The sequence below is a fragment of the Blastococcus sp. SYSU DS0539 genome (assembly GCF_054050855.1).
The window spans coordinates 181,469-202,398 of record NZ_JBJHAF010000007.1 but is presented as its reverse complement, the minus strand read 5'-3'; the positions used below and the strand labels follow the sequence as shown (position 1 = coordinate 202,398).

The window sequence follows — 20,930 nt, the reverse complement described above, 5'->3', positions numbered from 1 at the left end:
GGGCGGGGGAGTGAGCGCGATGTTCTCCACCGTCCTCGTGGCCAACCGGGGTGAGATCGCCGTCCGGGTGATCCGCACCCTCCGGGGGATGGGCATCCGGTCGGTCGCCGTGTACAGCGACGCCGACGCCGGTGCGCTGCACACCCGGCTGGCCGACGTCGCCGTGCCGATCGGACCCGCCCCCGCCGCGCAGAGCTACCTGTCCATCGAGCGGGTGATCGAGGCCGCCGTCGGCACCGGCGCCGAGGCGATCCACCCCGGCTACGGCTTCCTCTCCGAGAACGTCGAGTTCGCCCGGGCCTGCGCGGCGGCCGGGATCGTCTTCATCGGCCCGCCGGTCGCCGCGATCGAGGCGATGGGCGACAAGATCCGCGCCAAGCAGACGGTGATGGCCGCCGGCGTGCCCGTCGTCCCCGGTCGCACCGAGCCGGGGATGACCGACGCCGAGGTGGCCGACGCCGCGGTCGCCGTCGGGTTCCCCGTGCTGCTCAAGCCGAGCGCCGGTGGCGGGGGCAAGGGCATGCGCGTCGTCCGGGGCAAGGACGAGCTGCCCGAGGCGATCGCCGGGGCCCGGCGGGAGGCCCGCGGCTCCTTCGGCGACGACACCCTGCTCGTCGAGCGCTACGTCGGGAACTCCCGGCACATCGAGGTGCAGGTCCTCGGCGACGCGCACGGCAACGTCATCCACCTCGGGGAGCGGGAGTGCAGCCTCCAGCGGCGCCACCAGAAGGTGATCGAGGAGGCGCCCTCCCCGCTGCTGGACACGTCGATGCGCGCCGCGATGGGCCGCGCCGCGGTCGAGGCGGCCCGGGCCGTCGGGTACACCGGGGCCGGCACGGTCGAGTTCATCGTCGACGCCGACCGGCCGCGAGACTTCTTCTTCCTGGAGATGAACACCCGGCTGCAGGTCGAGCACCCGGTCACCGAGTGCGTCACCGGGCTGGACCTGGTCGAGCAGCAGGTGCGGATCGCCGCGGGGCAGCGGCTGCCGATCGACCAGGGGGACGTGTCGCTGGACGGGCACGCGATCGAGGCCCGGCTCTACGCCGAGGACCCGGCCCGGGGCTTCCTCCCGCAGGCCGGGACGGTGCTGGGCCTGGTCGAGCCGTCGGGCCCGGGTGTCCGGCTGGACAGCTCGCTGGCCGTCGGCTCCGTCGTGGGCACCGACTACGACCCGATGCTGGCCAAGGTCATCGCGTGGGGGCCGGACCGGGAGACCGCCCGGGCCCGGCTGGTGGGCGCCCTCGGGCAGACGGCCGTGCTCGGGGTCGCCACGAACGCGGCCTTCCTGCGGGCGCTGCTCACCGACGCCGACGTCGTCGCCGGAACGCTCGACACCGGGCTGATCGAGCGCCGGGGGGACGAGCTGACGGCGGTCGAGGAGCCGGCGGCGCACGTCTACGCCGCGGCGGCCCTCGCCCTCCTGGTGGAGGCGGAGCCGGCCGGCCCCGTCGTCGACCGCTGGGCCGTGCCCGACGGCTGGCGGCTCGGCGAGCCCGCCTGGACGGTGCGCCGGCTGCAGCTGCCCGGTGCCGACCCGGTGACGGTGCGGGTGCGCGGGCGCTCGACCGACGCCGAGGTGGCGGTGGGGGACGCCGCGCCGTCGCCGGCCCGGGCGGTCCGCGACGGCGACCGGCTGACGGTCACCTACGACGGGTCCACGTCGTCGTACGCGCTGGTGCACGACGGCGGCACCGTCTGGCTGGCCGCCGACGGGCACGTCACCGCGCTGCGCGAGCACGAGCGGCTGTCGGCCGCGGCCGGGTCGGCCGCGGGCGACGGCGTCGTCACCTCGCCCATGCCGGGCACGGTGACGGTGGTGCAGGCCGCGGTCGGCGACGAGGTCGCGGCGGGCACCCCGCTGCTCGTCGTCGAGGCGATGAAGATGGAGCACGTGCTCACCGCCCCCGTCGCGGGGACGGTGACCGAGCTCGGTGTGACGGCGGGCCAGACGGTCGCGCTGGACGAGCGGCTGGCGCTGGTGACCCCGGCGGCCGAGCCCGAGCAGCAGGAGAACTGATGTTGGACTACCGGCTCAGCGACGAGACCGAGGCGCTGCGGACGACGGTGCGGGAGTTCGCCCGCGAGGTGATCGCCCCGCAGATCGGGGAGTTCTACGAGCGCGACGAGTTCCCGACCGAGATCGTCCGGCAGATGGGGCAGCTCGGACTGTTCGGCCTGCCGTTCCCCGAGGAGTACGGCGGCTCGGGCGGCACCTACTTCGACCTCTGCGTGGCGCTGGAGGAGCTGGCCCGGGTCGACAGCTCGATGGCGATCACCGTGGAGGCCGGCGTCTCGCTCGGCGCGATGCCGATCTTCCGGTTCGGCACCGAGGAGCAGAAGCGGGAATGGCTGCCCCGGCTGTGCACCGGTGAGATGCTCGGCGCCTTCGGCCTCACCGAGCCCGGGGGCGGCTCGGACGCCGGCGCCACGCGGACCACCGCGCGCCTGGAGGACGGGCACTGGGTGATCAACGGCTCGAAGGCGTTCATCACCAACTCCGGCACCGACCTGACCGGCCTGGTAACCGTCACCGCGGTCACCGGCACGCGGGCCGACGGCGGCAAGGAGATCTCCGCGATCCTGGTGCCGTCGGGGACGCCGGGCTTCGTCGTCGGCCAGCGGTACTCGAAGGTCGGCTGGAACGCCTCGGACACCCGGGAGTTGTCGTTCACTGACGTCCGCGTGCCCGAGGAGAACCTGGTGGGGGAGCGCGGCCGCGGCTACGCGCAGTTCCTCTCCATCCTCGACGAGGGGCGGATCGCGATCTCGGCGCTCTCGGTCGGGCTCGCGCAGGGCTGCGTGGACGAGTCGGTGAAGTACGCCGGCGAGCGCGAGGCGTTCGGGCAGGCGATCGGGAAGAACCAGGCGATCCAGTTCATGATCGCCGACATGGAGGTGCGGGCCTCCACCGCGCGGCTGGCCTACTACCGGGCGGCGGAGAAGATGCTGCGCGGCGAGCCGTTCAAGCGCGAGGCCTCCATCGCCAAGCTGTACAGCTCCGAGGTGGCGATGGACAACGCCCGCTACGCGACCCAGGTGCACGGCGGCTACGGGTTCATGAACGAGTTCCCGGTCGGCCGGTTCTACCGCGACGCCAAGATCCTCGAGATCGGCGAGGGCACCAGCGAGGTGCAGCGGATGCTCATCGCCCGCGACCTCGGCGTCGGCTGACGCCGCCGGCCCCCGGTCCGCCGGATGTGCACGTTCCGTCGTACCGCGGGCCGGGACACGACGGTTCGTGCACGACCAGCGCCGGGGGCGGTCAGTCCGCTACCGGCGCGCGCTGGGGGACGGCGACGCTGAGCAGGACGACGGAGTCCTCGTCGGCGTGCAGGCTGTGCCGCCGGTCCGGGATCGGGCTGATCTCGTGCGCCGCGAGGCTCACCGTCTGCTCGCCGGCGACCAGGCGCACCCGGCCCCGGATCACCAGGATCGTGGCCGCTCCGGGGCTCTCGTGCTCGCTGAGCTCGGCGTCCGCCCGGAGCGCGATCACGGTCTGGCGCAGCCCGTCCACCGGGTGCGGCAGCGTGCGGCCGGCGCGGCCGACGTCCTCCGAGGTGGCCTTCTCCAGCAGTTCGCCGGCGAGTGCGTGCAGGTCGATGGGGGCGTCGGTCGTCATGCCACCCGACACTAGGGCCGCACGGCTCACCCGGTGACGTCGACGAGCACCTTGCCGACGGCGCCCTCCTGCACCGCCTGGTGCGCCTGCGCCGTCTCGGCCAGGCCGAACACGTGCAGCGGCAGGCCGGCGTCATCCCCGACCCGGACGGCGCCGTCGGCGACCGCGGTGGCGACGTCCTCGATGCCGAGCACCTTGGCGCGCTCGGGCTCGGTGTAGACCAGCACGAACTGCCAGCGGGCGTTGGGCCCCATCTGCGCCCGCACCGGCACGGTCACCTCGGCACCGCCGTCGTCGGCGTACATGGCGACCGCCCCGTGCATGCCGATCACCTGGGCGTCGATGCCGGCGTTGACGGCCGCGGAGACCTCGACGATCGCGTCCACGCCCTGGGGCGCGACCTTCCGCACCTCGGCGACGACGTCCTGCTCCCGGTAGTTCACGACGTGGTCGGCGCCGGCGGCGGCCGCCAGCCGGGCCTTGCGCGGGCTGCTGACCGTGGCGACGATCGTCGCGTCGGCCCAGCGGGCGAGCTGGATCGCCGCGTTGCCCACGGCTCCGGCGCCGCCTTGCACCAGGACCGTGGAGCCGGTGAGCGCGCCGGTGCCCAGCCGGTCGGGGAGCGACTCGGCGACGGTGAGGCAGCGGTGCGCGGTCAGGAACGGGATGCCCAGCGCCGCGCCGAGCTCGAAGGAGGTGCTCTCCCCCAGGAGGACGACGTGCCGCGCCGGGACGACGGTGTACTCGGCGGCGGTGCCCCACGGCCGCTGCCAGGCGGCCTCCCAGATCCACACCCGCTGGCCGAGCATCGCCGGCTCCACGCCCTGGCCGACGGCGTCGACGGTGCCCGAGCCGTCCTGGTTCGGCACCTGCCCGTCCGGGCCGGGCTGCGCGTTCGTGCGCGACTTCCAGTCGGTGGGGTTGACACCGGAGAAGGCCACGCGGACGCGCACCTCCCCGGGGCCGGGCTCGGGTACCGGGCGGTCGATCAGCTGCAGGACGTCGGGGCCGCCGGGCCGGGTGTAGGAGATCGCACGCACGGGGCCGCCCTACCCGCGGGGCCGGGAAGGATGCGTCAGCCGGGCGGGGCGTCGTCGTCGGTGGGCCACTCCGGGACCGGCAGGCCGGAGGCGGTGAGCAGTCGCTCGACGGTCTGCTCGACCACCTCGTCGGTGGGCGGCACGCCGCCGGGAGATGCCATGAGCCGCCGCACCTCCGCGGGCTCGAGCTCCGTGCCCACCGCGTCGCGCACCCACCGGGCGAACCCCTCGGCCTCGGCGTCGACGTCCACCGGCACCGAGGCGTCGGGCTCGTCGAAGTAGATCCGGGGCTCGTAGCCGAGGAAGAAGCGGCCGCCGGAGGCGTCGGCGGCGCGGTAGTCCACGGTGGCGATGTCGCTGTCGTGGACGTCGACCATGAGGAACGGCACCGCGGTCGGCCGCCCCGTGCGCCAGCGCCCCTCGCTGTAGACGAGCGTGCCGAAGTACCCCATGGCCCGAGGCTAGCCGCCGGGCCGCCGCACCCTGGGGCCGCGTCGTCCCCGCAGGCGTTCCCGCGGGAACGTCCGGAGCCGCCGCCCGTGGTCCGCGCGGCCGCGAGCTACGCGAGCGAGCCCGGGGGGAGGTTCACCACGACCGCCTCCTGGCTGCTGCGCGCCAGGACGACGACCGCCTCCTCGTCGCCCGGGTTCTCCTCGCGGTGCGGAGTCCACGGCGGCACGAACACGTAGTCGCCCGGCTCCGGGGTCAGCCGGATCTCCTCGCCGTCGCGGGCGAAGACGAACACCGGCCGGCCGGAGACGACGTAGATGCCGGTCTCGGAGTCGCCGTGGTGGTGGTTGGCCGAGGCGGTGCCCGGCGCGACGTGCGCCTCGCCCATCCAGACCTTCTCCGCCCCGACGCTCTTGCCCGACACCGCTTCCCTGCGGGTCATGCCGATGCTCTGGCCGGTGTCGGTCGACAGGTCGGCGGCGCGGACGTGCCGCAGCGGGGCGTGCCAGTGATCGGGTCCGTCGGCGTGGTCGTGTGCCATGGACGGACGCTAGCGCTGGTCCGCCGCGCACGGCAGGCGGGATCATCGGGGAATGCTGCGCAGAGCGGTGGCGGGTGCGGCCGTCGTCGTCCTGCTGTGCACTGCCCTGGTGGGCCTGCTCTGGGCGTTCCAGCGCCACCTGATCTACCTGCCGGCCGCCGGGCCGGTCGCCCCGGCGGCGGAGGCCGTCCCGGGTGCGCGGGACGTCGTGCTCGAGACCGAGGACGGGCTGCGGCTGGCCGGCTGGTTCGTCCCGGGCCGGACGCCGGACGCGCCCGGGGTGCTGGTCGCCAACGGCAACGGCGGCCACCGGGGCATGCGGGCCCCGCTGGCGCGTGCGCTCGCCGACGAGGGGCTCGCCGTCCTGCTCTTCGACTACCGCGGCTACGGCGGCAACCCGGGCACCCCCAGCGAGGCCGGGCTGGCGCTCGATGCCCGTGCCGCGCGGGCGTTCCTGCTGGACCGGGCGCAGGTCCCGCCCGACCGGCTCCTGTACGTCGGCGAGAGCCTCGGGGCGGCCGTCGCGACCGAGCTGGCGAGCGAGCACCCACCCGCCGGCCTGGTGCTGCGCTCACCCTTCGTCGACCTGGCCGCGGTGGGCAGCGAGCACTACCCGTTCCTGCCGGTGCGGGCGCTGCTGCGGGACCGCTACCCGGTGGCGGAGCTGGTCCGCCGGATCCAGGTGCCCACCACCGTCGTGTACGGCGGCGCGGACTCGATCGTGCCGCCGGCGCAGAGCCGGGCGGTGGCCGACGCCGCCGCGAACCTGCACCGGGTGGTCGAGGTGCCGGGTGCCGACCACAACGACCTCGTCCTGCTCGCCGGGGAAGAGGTGGTCGCGGCCGTCGTGGAGCTCGCCGAGCAGGCCGCCGCCCCGGAGGGCGACTGAGGTCAGCGCGGGGTGATCGAGAGCGTGAGCCGGGCGCGGCCCTCCTCGGAGCGGGCGGTGGCGAGACGTTCGGCGGACGGGGTGCCGTACTCGGTGGTCCGCTGACGGGCGGGCCGGCCGATCGCGGCGGCCATCGCCTCGAGCTCGGCGATGGTCTTCAGCGAGCCGTTCTCGCTGCCGGCCATCCGGCTGATCGTCTCCTCCATCAGCGTGCCGCCGAGGTCGTTGGCGCCGCCCTGCAGCACCGCCTTGGTGCCGGCGTCGGCGAGCTTCACCCACGAGGTCTGGATGTTGGGGATCCGGCCGTGCAGCAGCAGCCGGGCGACGGCGTGGATGGCCCGGTTCTCCCGCACCGTCGGCCCGGGGCGGGCGACGCCGGCCAGGTAGATCGGGGAGTTGTGGTGCACGAACGGCAGCAGCACGAACTCGCTGAAGCCGCCGGTCCGGTCCTGCAGCGCGGCCAGGGTGCGCAGGTGCCCGACCCAGTGGGCGGGGGTGTCGACGTGGCCGTACATCATCGTCGACGTCGTCGGGATCCCGACCTCGTGCGCGGTGCCGATGATCTCCAGCCAGGTCGCGGTCGGCAGCTTGCCCTTGGTGAGCACCCAGCGGACGTCGTCGTCGAGGATCTCCGCCGCCGTGCCGGGGATCGAGTCCAGCCCGGCGTCCTTGAGCCCGGTGAGGAAGTCGCGGAACGACAGCCCGGTGCGGGCCGCGCCGTTGACGATCTCCATGGGGCTGAACGCGTGCAGGTGGATGCCCGGCTGCCGCTGCTTCACCTCGCGCGCGAGGTCGAAGTACGCCGTTCCGGGCAGGTCGGGGTGGATGCCGCCCTGCATGCAGATCTCGGTGGCGCCGGCCGCCCACGCCTCGTCGACCCGGTCACCGACCTGCGCCATCGAGAGGGTGTAGGCGTCGGCATCGGTGCGCCGCTGGGCGAACGCGCAGAACCGGCAGCCGGTGTAGCAGACGTTGGTGAAGTTGATGTTCCGGTTCACCACGTAGGTGACGTCGTCGCCGTTGACGTCGGCGCGGACGGCGTCGGCGAGCGCGCACAGTGCCTCGAGGTCCGGGCCGTCGGCACCCAGCAGCGCCAGGTACCCGGCGTCCGACAGCCCCGCCGGGTCGGTCTCGGCGTGCGCGAGCGCGGCGCGCACCTCGGGATCGCCGGCGGTCAGCGCGGTCGAGTGCCCGTCACGGGCGCTCTCGGTGCGCGACCGCAGCTCCGACCAGTCGCCGTAGACGGCGTCGAAGTCGCTGCGCCGGTCGCCGGTCCGCCCGACGGTGTCGACCTCGACGTGCAGTTCGGTACGGCCCGACCCCTCCGACAGCACGGTCCACGACTCGTCCGGCTCCTGCCACGGCAGCCCGACCGGGAGCCGGCCCTCCACCGCCAGCCCGTCGGGCCCGGCGAGCGCGGCGACGTGCGGGCGCACCCGCGGGTCCAGCCACGGCTCGGGTGCCAGCACGTACGGCGGCTGGGCGGCCAGCCGCTCGCGCAGCTCGAACCCGGCGTAATCGGTCAGCTTGGCCAGTTCGTCCAGGTTCGGCCAGGGCCTCTCGGGGTTGACGTGGTCGGGGGTCAGCGGCGAGACGCCGCCCCAGTCGTCGACGCCCGCGCGCAGCAGCAGGCCCAGCTCGGTGGAGTCGCTCAGGTTCGGCGGCGCCTGGACACGGGCCTTCGGGCCGAGCAGCAGCCGGGTGACGGCGACCGCGGCGATGTACTCCTGCAGCTCCAGGTCGTCGTGGGCCTGCATCGCGGTGCGCGGCTTGGCCCGGAAGTTCTGGACGATGACCTCCTGCACGTGCCCGTGCCGCAGCGCCGTGGCCCGGATCTGCAGGACTGCGTCCACCCGCTCGGCGTAGTCCTCGCCGATGCCCAGCAGCACCCCGGTGGTGAAGGGGACGGCGGAGCGGCCGGCGTCCTCCAGCACCCGCAACCGGACGGCGGGCTCCTTGTCGGGGCTGCCGAAGTGCGGGCCCCCGGGCTCGGACCACAGCCGGGTCGCCGTCGTCTCCAGCATCATCCCCATCGACGCCGACACCGGCTTGAGCCGCTGGATCTCCTCCCAGGTCAGCACGCCCGGGTTGAGGTGGGGGAGCAGGCCGGTCTCCTCCAGCACCCGGATGGCCATGGCCCGCAGGTAGCCCAGGGTGGAGTCGAAGCCGTGCGCCTCCAGCCACTCGGCGGCCACCGGCCAGCGGTCCTCCGGGCGGTCGCCGAGGGTGAACAGCGCCTCCTTGCACCCCATCGCCGCCCCGGCCCGCGCGATGTCGAGGACCTCGTCGGGGGAGAGGTAGGGCGCCTTGCCGTCCTTGCGCAGCTGCCCCGGCGTCGTCACGAAGGTGCAGTAGTGGCAGCGGTCGCGGCACAGGTGGGTGAGCGGGATGAACACCTTGCGGCTGTAGGTGATCACACCCGGCCGCCCGGCGCTGGCCAGGCCGGCGTCGCGCACCCGGCCGGCCGCGGTGAGCAGCCGGTCCAGCGGCTCCCCGTCGCCGAGGCCGCGGGCGTGCAGCAGGGTCTCGGCCTCGACGGCGTCGAGGGGGACGCCGCGCTCGGCGCGCACCAGGGCACGGCGGACGGCGGACTCGGACGGTGCACGGAGAGCACTCATAGCGCGTCCGACGCTAGCCCGCCGGGATGACGGCGGCGTTGCCGACCCGGTTCGAGGGTGGGGACGCCGGCGGTCCGCCCCTGCCCAGCCCGGGTGGGCAGAGGCGGACCGTCCGGGAAACAGGGCCGGCCCAGGGCCCCGGCGCCGGGATGACGGCGGCGTTGCCGACCCGGTTCGAGGGTGGGGACGCCGGCAGTCAGCCTCTGCCCAGCCAGGGTGGGCAGAGGCGGACCGTCCGGGAAACAGAGCCGGCCCAGGGCCCCGGCGCCGGCAGGACGGCGCGCGGCCCACGCGCTCGATGCCAGGGGCGTGGCAGCCGTGGCGCTCAGATGTCCCGGCGCTGGAAGGACAGCGCGGTCAGCCCCAGGATCACCGCGATCCACACCGCCGCCCACGCCAGGTACGCCGGGGTCAGCGCCGCGTCGGCCAGGAACGGGAAGCCGCCCTCGGGGCCCATCTGCACCAGCGCCGACGGGTCCTGGAAGGCGTTCATGGCGCCGCGCCACAGACCGTCGGTGGGCAGCAGCACCCGCGACACGCTGCCCACCCGCTCGACGCCCTCGTTGCCCAGCGCACCGCCGATGCCGCCGACGACGCCGGCGACCCAGGTGGCCCCGAACAGGCCGACCGCGACGATGCCCGACGCCATCGGCGAGACGACGCTGGAGAGCAGCAGGGCCAGCGTCAGCAGCACGATCGTCTCCGCCGCCAGCAGCGCCAGCCCGGTGGCGGGCGACGGCGGCCAGTAGCCGACGACCCAGCGCACGATGAGCAGCTGCGCCAGGCCGGCCAGCACCACGTAGCCGCAGCCGAAGGTGAGCAGGCCCAGCCACTTGCCGACCAGCACCGAGGACCGGCGGACCGGCCGGGCCAGCATCGCCAGCGCCTGGCCCGACTCGACCTCTCCGGCGAGAGTGGGCCCGGCCAGGAACGCCGTGCCGATCGCCGCGATGAGGCTGAAGCCGAACATGATCAGGTTGAGCAGCATCGAGGCGACCAGGCGGGCCTCGCCGCTGGTCATCGTGCCGAGCTCGGTGTCCAGGCCGATCAGCTTCGAGAAGCCCCAGCCGCTGAGCGCGAGCAGCACCGCGGTCAGCGCCAGCAGCGCCCAGACCACCTTGCGCCGGGACGCCTCCCGCAGGGTGAGCCCGGCGATGGTCAGCGCCGTCACGGCGCTGGCTCCTCGTGCCGGAGGACGGCGAGCAGCCGCTCCTCGAGGCTGATCCGCACCGGCTCGACGGCGTGCACCCGGACGCCGAGCCCGACGAGGTCGCGCACCAGGTCGGGCACGGTGACGCCGTCGTCGTCTGCGGTGAGCTGCACGGTGAACCAGTCGCCGCTGCGCGCCAGCGAGCCGGCCGATCGCAGCCGCTCCTCGACCCGCTCGTCGACGCCGGCCAGTCGCAGCCGCACCTCGCGCTGCCCGAGCAGCTCGGCCAGCGTGCCGGACGCCGCCACCCGGCCCTTGTCCAGGATCACCACCCGGTCGCACACCCGCTCGACCTCGCCGATCAGGTGCGAGTTGAGCAGGACGGCGACGCCGCGGGCTTTCAGCGCGAGGACGAGGTCGCGGACGTCGACCCGGCCCAGCGGGTCCAGCGCGCTGGTCGGCTCGTCGAGGACCACCAGCTGCGGCCGGGCGACCAGGGCGACGGCGAGCCCCAGCCGCTGCTGCATGCCCTTGGAGAAGCTGCCGACGCGGTCGCCGGTCCGCTCGCCGAGGCCGACGAGCGCCAGGCACTCGCGGCGCTCCGCGGCGGGGACGTCGAGCCGGGAGAGCCGGACGTGCAGGTCGAGCACCTCGGCCGCGGTCAGCCAGGGCTGGTAGCGGAACAGCTCGGGGAGGTACCCGACGGCGCTGCGCGAGCGGGGGTCGGACGAGGGCCGCCCGAGCAGCAGCACCTCACCGGCGTCGGGCCGCACCAGGCCGAGCAGCATCTTGATGACGCTGGTCTTGCCGGCGCCGTTGGGGCCCAGCAGGCCGACGACCTCACCGCGGCCCACGCTGAAGGAGACGTCGTCGACGGCGGTCCGGCGTCCGTAGCGCTTGCGCAGCCCGGAGCACCAGACCGCCGGGGACGGCGGCAGGTCGTCCAGCCCGCCGGCCGCCGGGGCGTTCGAGGTCACGCCGCGGGCGGTAGCGGCGTCAGCGGAGGTCACGGGCGACCGTGAGGAGCTCGTCGGTGCTGAGCGTCCCGGCCACGCCGGTCATCACGCCGTCCTCCACCCAGACCACGCCCGCGAACAGCCCGTTGCGGGAGGTGAGCACCGTCGCCTCCGACCCGTCGACGTCGGCGGTCGAGCTGGTCACCATCTCCGTTGGGACCGGCAACGGCAGCGTCGCGGCGTCGGTGGAGAGGTCGCGCAGCTGGTCGGCGAGGCCGTCGGGGAGGCCGGGCAGCGACAGCAGGTAGTCGCGGACGGTCTCGAACGGCACGCCGGACGAGAACATCTTCGGCGCGCCCACCCGGGCGACGACGAGGGTCGGCACGCCGGTCGGCTGCGACCACATCGCCGCGACCCCGGGACCGGCCTCGAACCGGATCTGGCTGCCGTCGAGACCGGCCGGCGGAGGAGGCAGGACCTCGCCCTCGGCAGCCGCGGTCTGCGCCGCCTTGTCGGCCGAGAAGGTGAAGGTGGCGCCCACGACGCCGGCCATCTGGTACGCCGGGTCGCCGGTCACGCCGTCCGGGAGCTCGGCGACCTCGGGGACGTCGAGACCGGTGCGCTCGCGCGCGGTCGCGGCGTCGGCCACCTGCTCGGGGTCGGGCTCCTCGGTGATCTGCAGGTCGCCGTAGGCCGAGAGGTCGGGCACCTGCACCAGCTCGGTGGCGGTGACCTCGACCGGGTCCACCCGCTCGGTCTGGAAGATCGGCAGCCAGTCGTTGGCGGCGGCGACCCCGGCGCCGGTCAGCAGGACCACCGCACCGAGCGCGGCGACAGCGGGACGCCGGACGGCCGTGCCCCACCGGTTCCGCGCGGCGGCGCGGGCCGGGCGGAAGGCGGTCGGGGACGCCGGCGCGGCGGCGGCCGAGAACCGGGCCCACGCCGCGTCCGTGTCGACGGCGCCGGACCCGCCGAGCGCCGCGCCGACGAGCTGCGCGTCGGCGCGGGCGTCGTCGAGGGCGCGGAGGCAGGCGGAGCAGCCGGCGACGTGCGCGCGGTCGGCGTCGGAGACCCCGGCGGGCTCGTCGATCAGCCGGCGGAGGACGCCCTCATTCGGGTGACGCATGGCGGTTCAGCTCCTTGCGAAGTGCGGATTCGGCGCGGCGGACGGTGGTGCCGACGCTGCCGGGGGACAGGCCGAGCGCGGTGGCGACCTCGGCGTAGCTCAGGCCGCTGTGGCGCAGCACGAGCGCGGTCGCCTGGGTGCGGGGCAGCCGGGCGAGGGCCGCCCGGACGCGGCTGCGGTCCTCGAGGGTGAGCACGGTGTCGGCCACGTCGGGGGTGACGACGTCGGCGGCCGACGCCACCGTCTCCTCCCGGGTGGCGCGGCGGCGCCCCGAGCGGATCAGGTTCAGGGCGGTGTGGGCGGCGGCGACCGAGAGCCAGCCGGCGGCCTCGGCGGTCGGGACCGACGAGCGGCCGAAGGAGAGGAAGACCTCCTGGGCCACGTCCTCGGCCTGGTCGCGCGACCCGAGCACCCGGGCGGCGACGCCGACGACCCGCGAGTAGTCCCGGCGGAAGACCTCCTCGAGGTCGGGCCGCACCGCACCGCGGGTCGCTGCTGCCGGCACGCCGCCCGCCCCTCCGACCCGGCCCAGCGGACCGGGAAATGTCAGGACGGCCGCCGGTGCCGGCCGCCCGTGCCGTACGAGGTCCATGTACGGATAGCACCGCCGGGGCCGCGGATGTGACACCCGGCCCGGGAACTTCGCCGACCGGGTCGCTCAGCCGCGGCCGGCCACGACCGGATCCGACGACGGACCGGTCACTCCGCCCACCTCGGGGACGTCGTCCGCGGCGGGGTCAGCGTCGCCTCGGTGACGACCAGCCGTGGCTCCCCGCTGGCGAGGGCTGCCCCCAGCGCCTCCGCCAGCGGCTCGCCGACCCCGCTGACCCGCATCGCCGGGATGCCGAAGGACTCCGCGAGCGCGGCGAAGTCCGGGCGGACGAGGTCGACGCCGCGGTGCTCGTCCCCGGCGTGGTCCTGGTCGTAGCGCAGCATGCCGTAGCCACCGTCGTCGACGACGAGGACCGTGACGGCGAGGTTCTCCTGGGCGATGGTCGCCAGCTCACCCACGGCGAACATGAAGCCGCCGTCGCCGCAGACGGCCAGCACCGGCCGGTCGCCGAGCACCCCGGGGCCCACCGAGGCAGGCAGGGCGTAGCCGAGCGTTCCCCACCCGACGGGGTACTGGAGCGTCCGCGGCCGCCGGACGGTGCCGTAGCCGCCGAACCAGTAGCCGGGGATCGCCATGTCGGCGACGACGACCGTGCCGTCCGGCATCGCGCTGTGCAGCGACTCGAGCAGCTCCAGCCCGGCCGCGGCACGGGGATCGCCGGACAACCGGTTCCAGCAGCGGTCGCGGACCTCGCTCACCCGTCCGGCCACCGCGGGGCGGGGCCCGGCCGGGAGGGCCAGCAACGCCTGCAGGGTCTGCTGGGCATCGCCGAGCACCGCGACGTCGAACGGGTAGTTCTTGGTGAGGTCCTCGGCGGCGCAGTTGATCGTCGCCATGGCCCGCGGCAGCGGCATGGACCAGTTGCGGGTCATCATCCCGTCGAAGTCGCTGCCGATGCCGATCAGCAGGTCGGCGCCCGCGACGAGCTCGGCGATCTCGGGCTCGTGCGGCGGGAGCCCCAGCAGGTACGGGGAGTCGGGCGGCAGGATGCCCCGGGCGGTGTAGGTGGTGACGACGGGGGCCTGCAGGCGCTCGGCGAGCGCGGCCACCTCCTCGGCCGCGCCGGCCTGGACGGCGCCACCGCCCACCCACAGGACGACCGACGGCGACGCCTCGATCAGCTCGTGGAGCGCCTGGACGGACGCGGCGTCCGGCGCGACCCGGGTGATCCGGTGAAGGGGAACGGCCGGACCCGGCCGGCTCAGGACGTCGGTGGGGACGTCGACGTAGACCGGTCCTCGCGGACCGGTCATGGCCGTGCGGATCGCCTCGGCGACGGCCGCACCCGCCTCCTCGGCGGTCCGAGGGCGGAACACCGCCTTCGCCAGGGGCTCGAAGATGCCTGCCTGGTCCCGGGACTCGTGCAGGATGCCCCGCGACACCCCGGGTCGCGCCAGCGCCGTCGACACCTCGCTGGCCACGAGGACCAGCGGCGTGCCCGAGGCGGCGGCCTCGCCGAAGGCGCCGGCGGCGTTCGCGGCGCCGGGGCCGGTGGTGGTCAGCGCGACTCCGAGGCCGCCCGTCGCGCGGGCGAGGCCGTCGGCGGCGTAGACCGCGGTCTGCTCGTGGCGGACCCCGACGATCCGGGGCAGGCCGGGGCCGGTCTCCCGCCAGAACGACAGGTTGTGGACCCCGGGGAGGCCGAAGACGGTCTGCACATCGGCGGCCGCGAAGGCCTCGAGGATCCGCCTCGCGACGGGGGGCGACGAACTCATCGGTGGGCCTCTCTGTCGGACGGTCCGGGATCGGGCCGGCGCGTAGGTGGCAGTCTCGCCGTGCCGAGCGGGTTCCGCGCGGTTCCTCCCTGCCCGCGGGCTCCGACGATCGTGGTCGGGATCGGCGCCCCGGCGCCCGGGGAACGGCTCAGGAGGCCAGGTAGCGGCCGCGCAGCCGCAGCAGCGGGCGGGCGTCCGGGTTGAGCACCGGCACGTCCTCCACGGCCAGCAGCGCGAGCACGTGGTCACCCGCCTCGACCAGCCGCTCCAGCCGGCAGTCCAGCGCGGCCGGCGCCTCGCGCAGGACGATGGCGCCGCTGCCCTCCGCCCTCGTCCACGGCACCGTCTCCAGCAGGTGCCGCGCGCTGGGCCGCCCGGCGGAGGCGAAGCGGGACGCCACGATGGCGTGCGGCGCGGCCAGCACGCTCAGCGCGCAGCGACCGACGCTCTCCAGCACCTCGGCGGGGTAGCCGTCGGTGGTCAGCCCGACGGCGACCAGCGGGGGTGCGGCCGACACGCTCATGACCGAGCTGACCGTCGTCCCGACGTCGTCGATGTCGTCGCGCACGGTCAGCAGGCACACCCCGGCGGCGTAGTGGGCCAGGGCAGCGGTGAACTCGCGGGCGTCGACCGGCATGGCGGCCAGTCGACCACACCGACAGGATGGCGTGCGTGACCGACCAGACCTACGACGTCGTCGTCCTCGGCGCGGGCTCGACCGGGGAGAACGTCGCCGACGTCGTCGTGCGCGGTGGGCTCTCGGCGGTGCTCGTCGAGCCCGAGCTGGTCGGCGGGGAGTGCTCGTACTGGGCCTGCATGCCGAGCAAGGCGCTGCTGCGCGGCACCGAGGTGCTCGCGGAGGCGCGCTCCGTGGCCGGCGCGGCCGCGGCGGTGACCGGGGAGCAGGACGTCGCGGCCACCCTCGCCCGCCGCGACTCGTTCACCTCGCACTGGGACGACTCGGGCCAGGTCGAGTGGGTGCGCGGCGCCGGGATCGACCTGCTCCGCGGCACCGGCCGGCTCGACGGCGAGCGCACCGTCGTCGTCACGGCGGAGGACGGGGCGACGACCCGGCTCACCGCGCGGCACGCGGTCGCCGTCTGCACCGGGTCGACCGCCTCCGTGCCGCCGGTCGAGGGGCTGGCCGACGTCGACGCCTGGGGCCCGCGCGAGGCGACCAGCGCGAAGGAGGCCCCGGCCCGGCTGCTGGTGCTCGGTGGCGGCTACGTCGGCTGCGAGATGGCCACCGCCTGGCAGGCGCTCGGCTCGCAGGTCACGGTGCTGCAGCGCGGCGACCGGCTGCTCCCGCGCCTGGAGCCGCAGGCCGGCGAGGCGGTCGCCGGGGCGCTGCGGAAGGCCGGCGTCGACGTGCGGCTCGGCACGGAGGTCACCGCCGCGCGCCGGGACGGCACCGAGGTGGTGCTGACGACGGCGGACGGCGAGGTCCGCGGCGACGAGGTGCTCGTCGCGATCGGCCGCGCGGCGCGCACCGCCGACATCGGCGCGGAGACCGTCGGCGTCGAGCCGGGGCAGTACCTCTCCGTCGACGCCACCCTGCGGGTCGAGGGCATCCCGTGGCTCTACGGCATCGGCGACGTCAACGGCCGCCGGCAGCTCACCCACATGGGCAAGTACCAGGCCCGGCAGGCCGGGGCGGCGATCGTCGCGCGGGCTCGCGGCGAGCAGGTCGACACCGCCCCGTGGTCGCCGTTCGTGGACACCGCGGACGACGTCGCGACGCCGTCGGTGGTCTTCACCGATCCGCAGGTCGCCAGCGTGGGGCGCACCGCCGCGGAGGCGGCGGAGGCGGGCCTGCCGCATCGCGTCGTCGAGTACCCGATCGGCGGCGTGGCCGGTGCCTCGGTGTTCGCCGACGGCTACACCGGGACGGCGATCGCCGTCGTCGACACCGAGCGCGAGGTGCTGCTGGGGATGACCTTCGTCGGCCCGGCCGTCGCCGAGCTGCTGCACGCGGCGACGATCGCGGTCGTCGGCGAGGTGCCGATCGCGCGGCTGTGGCACGCCGTGCCCGCGTATCCCACGATCAGCGAGATCTGGCTGCGGCTGCTGGAGACCTACCGCGGCTGACCGGAGCCGTCCGACCCCGCTGCCGGCGGCCTCGCGGGCCGTGCTGGAGTGGGTCGTGCAGTTCGACCGCTCGTCCCGTTCCTCCTGGCACCGCTACATCGCGCTCGGCGACTCGTTCACCGAGGGGCTCAGCGACCCCGACCCCGGCCGCCCCGGGGAGTACCGCGGCTGGGCCGACCGGCTCGCCGAGCACCTCGCCGCCGCGGCGCCGCACGCCGACGTGGAGTACGCCAACCTGGCCGTCCGCGGCCGGCTGCTGGGCCAGGTGCTGGCCGAGCAGGTGCCCGTGGCGCTCGACGCGGCGCCGGACCTGGTGAGCCTGGTCGCCGGCGGGAACGACCTGATGCGCCCGGGCGCGGACCCCGACGAGCTGGCCGCGCAGCTGGAGGCCGCCGTCGTCCGGTTCCGGGCGGCCGGCGCCGACGTGCTGCTGGCCACCACGGCGGACACCCGCAACACGCCGATCCTGCGCCGGCTCCGCGGCCGGATCGCGGTCTTCGACGCCAACCTGTGGTCGATCGCCGCGCGGCACGGCGCCGCCGTCCTGGACCAGTGGGGCGCGGCCTGGATCCAGGACTTCCGGCTCTGGGACACCGACCGCATCCACCTCACCGACGAGGGGCACCGCCGCATGGCGCTGGCGGCCGCGGCGGCGCTGGGGCTGCCCGGCGCCGGCGGCGAGGACTGGCGCACCCCGCTCCCACCGCAGCCGCCGCGCGAGCTGCGGGCGGCGCTGGCCGAGGAGGCCGCCTGGGTGCGCGGCTTCGTCGCGCCGTGGATCGGCCGGCGGCTGCGCGGACGGTCCTCCGGCGACGGCCGGGCGGCCAAGCGACCGGTGCCCCTCGCCCTGCCGCGCCGGTGAGACGCACGTGCCTTCGTGCACGAACGGTCGTCATCCGGAGCGGATGACGACCGTTCGTGCACGAGTGGCGGGGGCGGTCACTCGTCGGGGTCGGCGAGCTCGTCGAAGAGCGTGCGGCCGGCGAACCGGCCGGTGTCGGTGACGTCGTGCCCCTCGGGGGTCGAGGGCATCCGCTGCCGGGGAAGCGCGGGCGGGGCCGGCGGCTCGGGCAGCAGCTCGCCGGCGACGTCCTCGGCCGGCGCCTCGGTGACCTCGCCGATCAGCACCTCCGCCGGGCTGGGCAGCGGCGCGGGGCGGCCGAACGCGTAGCCCTGCGCCATGGCGCACCCGTGGTCGAGCAGCCAGGCGGCCTGGTCGAGGTCCTCGATGCCCTCGGCGATAACCTGCAGGCCCATGCCGCGGCCCAGCTGCAGCAGCCCGTGCACCAGCGCGGCGGTCGAGGGCTGGGTGACGACGTCGGCCACGAAGGAGCGGTCGATCTTCACCGTGTGGATGGGCAGCCGGTGCAGCGCGGTGATGGCGGAGTAGCCGGTGCCGAAGTCGTCCAGCGCCAGCGTGACGCCCTGGTCGGTGACGACGGCGACCGAGTGCAGCGTGGCCTCCGCGGCGAACAGCGCCGTCGACTCGGTGATCTCCAGCTCGAGCCGGTGCGGCGGGAGGCCGGACTCCGCAAGCGCCGCGGCGACGAGCTCGCTGAAGCCGTCCTCGGCGAGGTGGCGGGCGGAGATGTTGACGTGCACCCGCAGGTCGTCGGACCAGGTGGCGGCGTCCAGGCAGGCCCGCCGGAGCACCCACGCGCCGAGCTTCGAGGTGAGCCGGTTGTTCTCCGCGACGTCCAGGAACGCGCCGGGCGGGAGCAGGCCGCGGGTGGGGTGCTGCCAGCGGATCAGCGCCTCGTAGCCGAGCAGCGTCTCGTCGGCCAGGTGCACGATCGGCTGGTAGAACAGCCGCAGCTCGTCGTGGTCGAGGGCGTGCCGCAGCTCGGTCTCCAGCTGCAGCGCGTCGACGTCGTTGCGGCTCAGCGCCCCCTCGTGCACCTCGATGCGGGCCCGCTGGCCGTCGGCCTTGGCCCGGGTCAGCGCGCTCTGCGCCTGGCGGAGCAGGTCGTCGGGGGTCATGTCGGCGCCGAGGGTGAGCCCGACGCTGGCCGACAGCGTGACCTCCCGGCCGTTCACCACGAACGGCTCGTCGAGCACGCTGAGCAGGCGGTCGGCCAGCGCCCGGAGCCCGTCGAGGTCCTCGACGTCCTCGGCGACGACCAAGAACTCGTCGGCACCCAGGCGGACGGCGGTGTCCTCGACGCGGGTGCTCCAGCGCAGCCGATCGGCGAACTGGCTGAGCAGCAGGTCGCCGGCCTCGTGGCCGAGCGCGTCGTTGACCGCCTGGAAGCGGTCGATGTTGAGGTGCACCAGGCCGACCTGCAGGCCCCGGCGGCGGGAGAGCGCGACGGCGTGGCGCAGCCGGTCGGTGAGCGCGCGGCGGTTGGGCAGCCCGGTCAGCGGGTCCATGAACGCGCGGCGGACGGCGTCCTCCTCCGCCCGGCGGCGGTCGGTGACGTCGACCAGCGAGAGGACGACGAACTGCGCCGTCCCGTTGTTCTGCCGCACCACCTCGTGCGACTGGACGACCCACAGCTCCGTGCCGTCCGAGCGGCGCAGCCGGCGCTCGCCGTCGAGGAGCAGGTTCGGGTCGAGGTCGGGCTCCCCGGGAGCCGGCGCCAGCCCGAGGTCGCCCACCGGCGGGTCGTCCGGGTGGGCGAGCAGGTCGACGTGCCGGCCGGTCAGGCTCTCGGCGGTGCGGCCGGTGAGGGCGCACATCCGCGGGTTCGCCACCAGCACGTGCCCGTCGAGGGCGACGAGGGCCTTGGCGATCGGCGCGGAGAGGAACAGCGCCTGGAACAGCTGGCCCCGGTCGGCGAGCAGCGTGTCGATCGCCCGCAAGCGCTGCCCGGCGGCGCCGCCGGCAGGCGTGCCCGGGGATCGGGGCATCTCGGATGCGGGAAGGCTCACCGGGACAGCGTCACGCATCGCAGGCAAGAAGTGACGGAACCGGATCACGGAGAGTCGTGATCAGCCCGTCACACTCCGTCGCAGCAGGCCTCACCCGCCCCACCGGTCGCGCCCGCTCGGGGTGATCTGCCAGCGAGCCCGGGAATCCGGGCCCCTTCCCGCGCGCTGCTCAGCAGACATCGACGAGAGGGAAGAGTCGTGGAGAAGCGGATCGGGTTCCTGTCCTTCGGGCACTGGCAGCCCATTCCCGGGTCACAGGTGCGCACCGGGCGGGACGCCCTCGTGCAGAGCGTGGAGCTGGCGGTGGCCGCCGAGGAACTCGGGCTCGACGGCGCGTACGTGCGAGTGCACCACTTCGCCCGCCAGCTCGCCTCGCCGTTCCCGCTGCTGGCGGCGATGGCGGCGCGCACCAGCCGGATCGAGCTGGGCACCGGCGTCATCGACATGCGGTACGAGAACCCCCTCTACATGGCCGAGGAGGCGGCGGCCACCGACCTGCTCGCCGACGGTCGGCTGCAGCTCGGCGTGAGCCGGGGATCACCGGAGACGGCGCTGCGCGGCTCCGAGGCGTTCGGCTACGTGCCCGGGCCCGAGGGCAGCGACGCCGACCTGGCCCGGCAGAAGACCGCGCTGTTCCGGGCGGCGATCTCCGGCCAGCCGCTGGTGGACGCCGATCCGCGGATGACCGGGGGCATGTCCGGCAGGCTCCCGGTCCAGCCGCAGTCGCCCGGGCTGGCCGACCGGATCTGGTGGGGCTCGGGCACCCGCGCGACGGCCGAGTGGACGGCGCGCCAGGGGATGAACCTGATGAGCTCGACGCTGCTGGTCGAGGACACCGGCGTTCCCTTCGACGAGCTGCAGGCCGAGCAGATCGCCCGGTACCGCGCCGCCTGGGCCGAGGCCGGGTGGGAGCGCGAGCCCCGGGTCTCGGTGAGCCGCAGCGTGCTGCCGATCGTCAGCGACCTCGACCGGCAGTACTTCGGCGGGGACCGCGACGGGCAGGACCAGGTCGGCATCCTCGAGGGGGTGCGCGCCCGGTTCGGCAAGAGCTACACCGGTGAGCCCGACGTGCTCGCCGAGGAGCTGGCGAAGGACGCCGCCGTCCGCGAGGCCGACAGCCTGCTGCTCACCGTGCCCAACATGCTCGGCGTCGAGTACAACGTCCGGCTGCTGGAGAACATCGCGGAGCACGTGGCCCCGGCGATCGGCTGGGTGCGGTCCTGACGGCAGGCGTCGGGAGGGTGGCGGGCC

18 protein-coding genes are annotated in these 20,930 nt (G+C 75.1%); 6 read left to right on the top strand and 12 right to left on the bottom strand.

What is annotated here, in order from left to right; genetic code table 11:
- Nucleotides 1-19: 19 nt before the first annotated feature.
- Both ACI790_RS11180 and ACI790_RS11175 read left to right on the top strand, forming a co-directional pair.
- Nucleotides 20-2,020 carry an acetyl/propionyl/methylcrotonyl-CoA carboxylase subunit alpha gene (locus ACI790_RS11180; protein WP_456569850.1) on the top strand — a complete coding sequence of 667 codons (2,001 nt, stop codon included), beginning with the start codon at nucleotides 20-22 and terminating at the stop codon, nucleotides 2,018-2,020.
- Entirely contained in the window at nucleotides 2,020-3,174 is a 1,155-nt protein-coding gene (locus ACI790_RS11175; protein WP_456569849.1) for an acyl-CoA dehydrogenase family protein, read from the top strand. Before ACI790_RS11180 ends, ACI790_RS11175 begins: the two co-directional genes overlap by 1 nt.
- A 91-nt stretch (nucleotides 3,175-3,265) precedes the next feature.
- Here ACI790_RS11175 and ACI790_RS11170 read toward each other — a convergent pair whose 3' ends face one another.
- The 4 genes from ACI790_RS11170 to ACI790_RS11155 form a co-directional block, all read right to left on the bottom strand.
- Entirely contained in the window at nucleotides 3,266-3,622 is a 357-nt protein-coding gene (locus tag ACI790_RS11170; protein ID WP_456569848.1) for a LuxR family transcriptional regulator, read from the bottom strand.
- Nucleotides 3,623-3,648: 26 nt separating this feature from the next.
- Nucleotides 3,649-4,662 carry an NADPH:quinone reductase gene (locus ACI790_RS11165; RefSeq protein WP_456569847.1) on the bottom strand — a complete coding sequence of 338 codons (1,014 nt, stop codon included), beginning with the start codon at nucleotides 4,660-4,662 and terminating at the stop codon, nucleotides 3,649-3,651.
- 35 nt (nucleotides 4,663-4,697) lie between these two features.
- Entirely contained in the window at nucleotides 4,698-5,114 is a 417-nt protein-coding gene (locus tag ACI790_RS11160; RefSeq protein ID WP_456569846.1) for a hypothetical protein, read from the bottom strand.
- Between the two features lie 107 nt (nucleotides 5,115-5,221).
- Nucleotides 5,222-5,653, bottom strand: a complete 432-nt coding sequence (locus ACI790_RS11155; RefSeq protein WP_456569845.1) for a cupin domain-containing protein — start codon at nucleotides 5,651-5,653, stop codon at nucleotides 5,222-5,224.
- Between the two features lie 52 nt (nucleotides 5,654-5,705).
- Here ACI790_RS11155 and ACI790_RS11150 point away from each other — a divergent pair, with 52 nt between their 5' ends.
- On the top strand, nucleotides 5,706-6,542 hold the full coding sequence (locus tag ACI790_RS11150) for an alpha/beta hydrolase (RefSeq protein WP_456569844.1): 837 nt from the start codon (nucleotides 5,706-5,708) through the stop codon (nucleotides 6,540-6,542).
- A gap of 2 nt (nucleotides 6,543-6,544) precedes the next feature.
- Here the strand turns inward: ACI790_RS11150 and ACI790_RS11145 are convergent, their stop codons facing one another.
- The 7 genes from ACI790_RS11145 to ACI790_RS11115 form a co-directional block, all read right to left on the bottom strand.
- Entirely contained in the window at nucleotides 6,545-9,160 is a 2,616-nt protein-coding gene (locus ACI790_RS11145; protein ID WP_456569843.1) for a bifunctional FO biosynthesis protein CofGH, read from the bottom strand.
- 325 nt (nucleotides 9,161-9,485) lie between these two features.
- Entirely contained in the window at nucleotides 9,486-10,331 is an 846-nt protein-coding gene (locus ACI790_RS11140) for an ABC transporter permease subunit (protein ID WP_456569842.1), read from the bottom strand.
- Nucleotides 10,328-11,287, bottom strand: a complete 960-nt coding sequence (locus ACI790_RS11135) for an ABC transporter ATP-binding protein (protein WP_456569841.1) — start codon at nucleotides 11,285-11,287, stop codon at nucleotides 10,328-10,330. The genes ACI790_RS11140 and ACI790_RS11135 overlap by 4 nt, the downstream gene beginning before the upstream one ends.
- Nucleotides 11,288-11,306: 19 nt before the next feature.
- Entirely contained in the window at nucleotides 11,307-12,392 is a 1,086-nt protein-coding gene (locus ACI790_RS11130; protein ID WP_456569840.1) for a hypothetical protein, read from the bottom strand.
- On the bottom strand, nucleotides 12,376-12,897 hold the full coding sequence (locus ACI790_RS11125) for a sigma-70 family RNA polymerase sigma factor (protein ID WP_456569839.1): 522 nt from the start codon (nucleotides 12,895-12,897) through the stop codon (nucleotides 12,376-12,378). Before ACI790_RS11125 ends, ACI790_RS11130 begins: the two co-directional genes overlap by 17 nt.
- Nucleotides 12,898-13,091: 194 nt before the next feature.
- Nucleotides 13,092-14,720, bottom strand: a complete 1,629-nt coding sequence (locus tag ACI790_RS11120) for a thiamine pyrophosphate-binding protein (RefSeq protein WP_456569838.1) — start codon at nucleotides 14,718-14,720, stop codon at nucleotides 13,092-13,094.
- A 148-nt stretch (nucleotides 14,721-14,868) separates the two neighbouring features.
- A complete protein-coding gene (locus ACI790_RS11115; RefSeq protein ID WP_456569837.1) occupies nucleotides 14,869-15,357 on the bottom strand; it encodes a flavin reductase family protein in 489 nt (162 codons plus the stop codon).
- 35 nt (nucleotides 15,358-15,392) lie between these two features.
- Between ACI790_RS11115 and ACI790_RS11110 the strand changes: the two genes are divergently transcribed.
- Nucleotides 15,393-16,808 (top strand): dihydrolipoyl dehydrogenase family protein, encoded by a 1,416-nt coding sequence (locus tag ACI790_RS11110; RefSeq protein ID WP_456569836.1) that lies wholly within the window; start codon nucleotides 15,393-15,395, stop codon nucleotides 16,806-16,808.
- 55 nt (nucleotides 16,809-16,863) lie between these two features.
- Nucleotides 16,864-17,670, top strand: a complete 807-nt coding sequence (locus tag ACI790_RS11105) for an SGNH/GDSL hydrolase family protein (RefSeq protein WP_456569835.1) — start codon at nucleotides 16,864-16,866, stop codon at nucleotides 17,668-17,670.
- Nucleotides 17,671-17,747: 77 nt separating this feature from the next.
- Here the strand turns inward: ACI790_RS11105 and ACI790_RS11100 are convergent, their stop codons facing one another.
- Nucleotides 17,748-19,679, bottom strand: coding sequence for a putative bifunctional diguanylate cyclase/phosphodiesterase (locus ACI790_RS11100; protein ID WP_456569834.1), 1,932 nt, complete (start codon nucleotides 19,677-19,679; stop codon nucleotides 17,748-17,750).
- A gap of 198 nt (nucleotides 19,680-19,877) precedes the next feature.
- Here ACI790_RS11100 and ACI790_RS11095 point away from each other — a divergent pair, with 198 nt between their 5' ends.
- Nucleotides 19,878-20,903, top strand: a complete 1,026-nt coding sequence (locus tag ACI790_RS11095) for an LLM class flavin-dependent oxidoreductase (RefSeq protein WP_456569833.1) — start codon at nucleotides 19,878-19,880, stop codon at nucleotides 20,901-20,903.
- Nucleotides 20,904-20,930 lie beyond the last annotated feature (27 nt).

Excerpts from the sequence above, each read along its gene's own strand:
- ACI790_RS11180 (WP_456569850.1), top strand. The coding sequence starts at position 20 with ATGTTCTCCACCGTCCTCGTGGCCAACCGGGGTGAGATCGCCGTCCGG.
- ACI790_RS11175 (WP_456569849.1), top strand. The coding sequence starts at position 2,020 with ATGTTGGACTACCGGCTCAGCGACGAGACCGAGGCGCTGCGGACGACG.
- ACI790_RS11170 (WP_456569848.1), bottom strand. The coding sequence starts at position 3,622 with ATGACGACCGACGCCCCCATCGACCTGCACGCACTCGCCGGCGAACTG.
- ACI790_RS11160 (WP_456569846.1), bottom strand. The coding sequence starts at position 5,114 with ATGGGGTACTTCGGCACGCTCGTCTACAGCGAGGGGCGCTGGCGCACG.
- ACI790_RS11155 (WP_456569845.1), bottom strand. The coding sequence starts at position 5,653 with ATGGCACACGACCACGCCGACGGACCCGATCACTGGCACGCCCCGCTG.
- ACI790_RS11150 (WP_456569844.1), top strand. The coding sequence starts at position 5,706 with ATGCTGCGCAGAGCGGTGGCGGGTGCGGCCGTCGTCGTCCTGCTGTGC.
- ACI790_RS11145 (WP_456569843.1), bottom strand. The coding sequence starts at position 9,160 with ATGAGTGCTCTCCGTGCACCGTCCGAGTCCGCCGTCCGCCGTGCCCTG.
- ACI790_RS11130 (WP_456569840.1), bottom strand. The coding sequence starts at position 12,392 with ATGCGTCACCCGAATGAGGGCGTCCTCCGCCGGCTGATCGACGAGCCC.
- ACI790_RS11120 (WP_456569838.1), bottom strand. The coding sequence starts at position 14,720 with ATGAGTTCGTCGCCCCCCGTCGCGAGGCGGATCCTCGAGGCCTTCGCG.
- ACI790_RS11115 (WP_456569837.1), bottom strand. The coding sequence starts at position 15,357 with ATGCCGGTCGACGCCCGCGAGTTCACCGCTGCCCTGGCCCACTACGCC.